Origin of the sequence: Streptomyces sp. L-9-10 (assembly GCF_004151105.1) — a bacterium.
In the GTDB taxonomy this organism is placed as follows: Bacteria; Actinomycetota; Actinomycetes; order Streptomycetales; family Streptomycetaceae; genus Streptomyces.
The window spans coordinates 1-5069 of sequence record NZ_PHRF01000070.1; the positions used below are offsets into that span (position 1 = coordinate 1).

Here is a 5069-nt window from a genome sequence, read left to right on the forward strand (position 1 = left end):
GCTTCGGTACGCAGCGGGTTGATCTCCGAGACGGCGCCGACGAACGTGGTCTTGCCCACGCCGAAGCCGCCCGCCACCACGATCTTCGCGCTGGTGGTTGAGCGGGCTGCACCGCCGCTAGAGCTTGCGAAGTCCACTGAGCACCCTTTCGAGCAGTGTCACGTCTGGCTGGCCCCCGACGGCCTCGTCGCCGCCGGGCTGATGGATGGCGACAAGTCCCGCCTCCGCCAGGTCGGCTACGAGGATCCGGGCCACGCCGAGGGGGATGGAGAGGAGCGCCGAAATCTCGGCGACCGATTTGATCTCGAAACACAACTGGCAGATCCGCTGGTGCTCGGGCAACTGCCCGTGCAACTGGGACGGATCGGCCGTCGTACTGACCAGCGCCTCGATGGCGAGCTGGTACCGCGGCCTCGTCCGGCCGCCGGTCATGGCGTACGGACGCACCAACGGGTTGTGCGTGCCCATGGGTTCTGGCTCGGGCGTGTGCCGCGGCTGCACCGGCTGGATGCGGGGCCGCTGCGGCTGCTCGTACGGCTGTCGCGGTGGGGGATGGGGCTGCTGCCGCGGTGCGCGCTGTGGTGGGCGCGTACCTTCCTGGTCCCCCCGGCCGACCTGACTGCTCGGCGTGGAGGGAAAGTTGAAGCGGTTCCGGGCATGCTCACCCGGGTACCGCACGCCATCGTCATAAGGATGTCCGCCTGGGGGTGTAGCCACGTTTCCTCCTCCGACTGCCGGTCGCCGGGCCCTATGTTGACGGACCTGTGGAATCCGCGCCACCGAACCCTAATGGTGCGGCGGCGGCAGCGCACTGTCTGTCAGTTGAGCAGACTTCCCTGGAGCTCGGCGCGGAGGTCCGGGGTGAGGACCGTGCCCGCGCGGTCGACCAGGAGGGCCATCTCGTAGCCCACCAGGCCGATATCGGCCTCCGGGTGGGCGAGGACGGCCAGTGAGGAACCGTCCGAGATGGACATCAGGAAGAGGAAGCCGCGCTCCATCTCGACCACGGTCTGGTTGACCGCGCCCCCTTCGAAGATCCGGGAAGCCCCCGCGGTGAGCGAGGTCAGACCGGACGCCACGGCCGCGAGCTGATCGGCGCGGTCGCGGGGGAAACCTTCGGACATGGCCAGCAGGAGTCCGTCGGCGGAGACCACCACGGTGTGGGACACCCCAGGGGTGTTGTCCACAAAGTTGGTGATCAACCAGTTCAGATTCTGCGCCGCCTGGCTCATCGGGCTCACACTAACGCTCCTGGTTGTAGGTACTGCCCGAGCCGAAGCCCGGTCCGTTCGTGTCCGCTCCCGCGTTGCGTCCCCGCTGGACACCGCGTCGCAGGTTGCTCAACCTGCCACGAATGTCCTCCGGGGCGCGGGAAACCTGGGTACCGCCCTGCGGGGTCTGCTCCGCCGCTCCCTCGACCAGATTGGCCTTGGGCACGCGGCGGGGGAGACCGGACGAGGTGACTCCGCCGGCTTTGGGCTCACGCAGCTTCTCGGCCCGCTGCCAGCGGTCGTCGTTCGTGGAACGCCAGTCCTCGGAGCCGGCCGCCTCGCTCCGGCCGAAGCCGTTGCTGCTGCTGCCGTCGCCGCCCCCGCCGAGCAGCGGGGCCTGACCGGTCGGACCGGTCTGGCTGGCCGCACCTGTCAGGTTGGCCGGGCCGGTCTGGTGGGACTGACCGCTCTGGTTGGTGGGACCGCTCTGGTTGGCCTGGCCGGTCACACCAGCCTGGCCGGTCTGACCAGTCTGGCCCGTCTGTCCTTCGTCCTGCCCTGTGGGTTGCCACCCCTGCGGTTGCTGGCTGCTCCCCCGGCGCGGCAGGCCCGCATCCGTCAGCGCGTGGCTCGCGCTCGGGGAAGGGCCCGGACGGTCGAAGCCTACGCGGTCCCGGGCCTTCTCGGGAGCGCCCCCGGCAGATTCCGGTTCGGTCCGCGACTCGGGTGCGTACGCGCCCTGGTAGCCGTTCTGAGCGGGCCACTCTTCCTGGTGGGGCTGGGCGCCGAAGGCGTTCTCGTACGTTCCCTCGGAGCTCTGCGGAGGCTGGTACGACGCCTCCGTATAAGCCTGCTGCCCGGGGAACGCGCCGGGCGCGCGGTACTCCTCGTAACCGCCGCCCTGGTACGCCGTCCCGCTCTCCTCGGGCCGTGCCGCGTAGCCGGGGTCGTACGACGCCTGCTGAGGCGTGTACCGGCCGTCGACCTCCTCGCGGTACTGGCCGTCGACCTGGTCGGCGAAGAGCGGCTGCGGAGCGTCCTGTGCGCCGCCCAGCGCGGCCCGCCGCTCCTCGCGCCGCAGCGTGCGGTTGACGGGGTCCAGCGTGCGGGAGCCGTCCGCCTCCGGCTGCCGCTCGTAGCGGGAGTCGTCGAAGCCGAGTTCGGCGGCGGTCAGCATCGGAGCGGTCGGGAAGACCTGCTCCTCCACCGGCGCCGCCGGCTGGTCGGGCATGATCTGCGAGACGGTGAAGTCGTCGGTCGCGGCCGGTTCGCCGCCACCGCCGCCGTGCGTGATCGGGTCGGGGAGCATGACCAGCGAGGTCGTTCCCGCCTGCTCGCCCGAGGGGCGCAACTGCACGCGGATACCGTGCCGGTCGGCGAGCCGGCCGACCACGAAGAGCCCCATGCGCTGGGAGACGGCGGCGTCCACGGTCGGCGGATTGGCCAGCTTGTGGTTGATGTCCGCGAAGTCCTCGGCGGTCAGGCCGATGCCCTTGTCGTGGATCTCGATCATCACCCGGCCGTCGGGCAGCCGGGTCGCGGTGACCCGCACCTTGGTCTGCGGCGAGGAGAACGTGGTGGCGTTCTCCAGCAGCTCCGCCAGCAGATGCACGAGGTCGGTCACGGACTGGCCGTGGATCTCGGTCTCGGGTACGCCGGACAGCTCGATGCGCTCGTACGACTCCACCTCGGAGGAGGCGGCGCGGAGCACGTCCACCAGCGGCACCGGCTGGTTCCAGCGGCGGCCCGGCTCCTCGCCGGCGAGGACGAGCAGGTTCTCGCCGTTGCGCCGCATACGCGTCGCCAGATGGTCCAGCTTGAAGAGGTTCTCCAGCTGGTCCGGGTCGCCCTCGTTGTTCTCCAGATCGGAGATCAGGGACAACTGGCCCTCGATCAGCGACTGGTTGCGGCGCGAGAGGTTCGTGAAGATCGCGTTGACGTTGCCGCGGAGCATGGCCTGTTCGGCGGCGAGCCTGACCGCCTCGCGGTGGACCTGGTCGAAGGCGCGGGCGACCTCGCCGATCTCGTCGCGCGAATCGATCGGGATGGGCTGGACCCGGGTGTCGACCCGGCCCGGGTCGGTCCGGGAGAGCTGGTCGACCAGCATCGGCAGCCGCTGCTCGGCGATCCCGAACGCGGCCGTACGCAGCGAGCGCATCGAACGGCTCATCTGCCGGGCCATCATGCCCGCCAGGATGAACGCGGCCAGCAGCGCGATCACCACGATGGCGCCGTTGGTGATGGCGGCGTTCCTGGCGTCGTCCGAGATCTGCGCGGCGTCGGCGACGGCCTTGTCGACGAGATCCCTCTCGATCACCGTGTAGCCGTCGAACGTGGCGGTGGAGGCGGCCATCCACGCCTCGGGCGTGACCCCGCGCGCCGCGAGCCGCTCGGGGCTGTCCCCGGTGGCGATGGCCGCGACCATGCCGTCCAGGACCGAACCGTCCTTGCTCGGCGGCGCCTTGAAGTCCTCACCGGCGGCCATGGCCTGCTGCTGCGCGGTGGCGAGCTTCCTCGCCCCGGCCGCCGCCTGCTCCTTCATCACGTCCTGGAGCTTGACGGTGTCCTCGGCGGTGCCGCCGGAGACGTACTCGCCGACGGCGATGTCCTCCAGGTACGCGTACGAGGAGAACGCGACCGACTGGCCCGTCCTGACGTCGTCCTTCTGGCTCGGCCTGACCAGCAGATGCATCCCGATGGAGCGCTGGAGCGATTCTGCGGCCTTGGCGAGCTGGATCGCGTAGACGGTACGGCCGTAGCTGGTGATGTTGCCCGTGCCGAGCCCGAGTTCGTTGGCGAACTCCATGAGGGAGTGCTGAACCAGCACATAGCCCTCCTCGGTCGCCACGGGACCGCCGTTGTCGCCGTTCTTGTCCGGGGTCTCGACGCCCGCGGTGTACGCGGTCTTCCGGATGTTCTCCAGCTTGGGCTCTTCGCCGCGGAACAGGCTGAGCCGGCGCTCCAGGCCCTGCTTCGCGGGCATGTCCCGCACGGCCACGTCGAACTTCTTCTTCGCGGCGTCCGTGGCCGCGCGGGCCCGGACGACGCTCTCGGCGTCGCGCTTGTTGGTCAGCAGCGGCTGCGCGGTGAGGTCACGCTCGTTGAGGAGGGCCTGGCCGTACTCCGAGGCGGCCCGTACGACGAGCGCCGTCTTCTCGGCGTCCTGCGCTTCCTGCCAGGTGTCGATGGACCCCTTGACCTGGAAACCGCCCATGACGAGGCCGACCAGCACGGGGACGAGCAGAATGGCGTTCAGCCGGGTGGGTACACGCCAGTTGCGCGGCGAGAACCGGCTGGAGCTGCCCGTCACCGGTGGTGAGGCGGTCGCGACCGCAGGCGGCACCGCTGCGCGCGGCGGCGGGGTGAAGTTGCCCCGCGCCTGCTGCTCCGCGGAGCTCGTCTTGCTTCGCCTCACTCGACCAACAACCTCTCGGCGTCGGCACCTACGTTTGTGCCGTGTTCTGTTCAGGGCCGTACTACTCGGGAGTTGTCGAATTCCAGCACGGGGAAGGGTCGCATTCCAAACAGCAGGAATCAGCCATTCCGAGTGGTACAAGCCTCACGTAAAACGGGCATAAAGAACGAGCCCCGTCAAAAGGCGGGGCTGATGTGAGCGCAGCGGCACCGGACGAGTGCGTCGGGTGTCCGGAGACCGTGAATTCTCTGTCGAAATGTTATGAACGTGGAGGCGGGCCGTGTCGGAGAACATAGCCCGCCTCTCAAATCTCCTACGCCAACTACCGTAGCGGGCCGTCTACTTGAGTCGGGCCATGAGGGCGTGTTCGACGAGGGTGATGAGTCCGCTTTTGGCGTCGGCGCGGTGGCGGGCGTCGGTGGTGATGATGGGGGTGTCGGGGC

At 69.4% G+C, this 5069-nt stretch carries 3 protein-coding genes and 2 pseudogenes; all 5 read right to left on the reverse strand.

Going from position 1 to position 5069, the window contains the following annotated elements:
• Window positions 1-137, reverse strand: a pseudogene (locus CU044_RS18760) (ATP/GTP-binding protein); the annotation flags it as partial.
• Window positions 118-717, reverse strand: a complete 600-nt coding sequence (locus tag CU044_RS18765; protein WP_129769885.1) for a DUF742 domain-containing protein — start codon at window positions 715-717, stop codon at window positions 118-120. The gene CU044_RS18765 and the pseudogene CU044_RS18760, both read right to left, overlap by 20 nt.
• Window positions 718-818: 101 nt before the next feature.
• Window positions 819-1232, reverse strand: coding sequence for a roadblock/LC7 domain-containing protein (locus CU044_RS18770; protein WP_010984131.1), 414 nt, complete (start codon window positions 1230-1232; stop codon window positions 819-821).
• Window positions 1233-1242: 10 nt separating this feature from the next.
• Window positions 1243-4626 carry a nitrate- and nitrite sensing domain-containing protein gene (locus CU044_RS18775; RefSeq protein WP_129769886.1) on the reverse strand — a complete coding sequence of 1128 codons (3384 nt, stop codon included), beginning with the start codon at window positions 4624-4626 and terminating at the stop codon, window positions 1243-1245.
• A gap of 339 nt (window positions 4627-4965) precedes the next feature.
• Window positions 4966-5069 (reverse strand): annotated as a pseudogene (locus CU044_RS18780) (ATP-binding protein); the annotation flags it as partial.

Coding starts and splice junctions, on each gene's coding strand:
- CU044_RS18770 (WP_010984131.1), bottom strand. CDS start 1,232: ATGAGCCAGGCGGCGCAGAATCTGAACTGGTTGATCACCAACTTTGTG.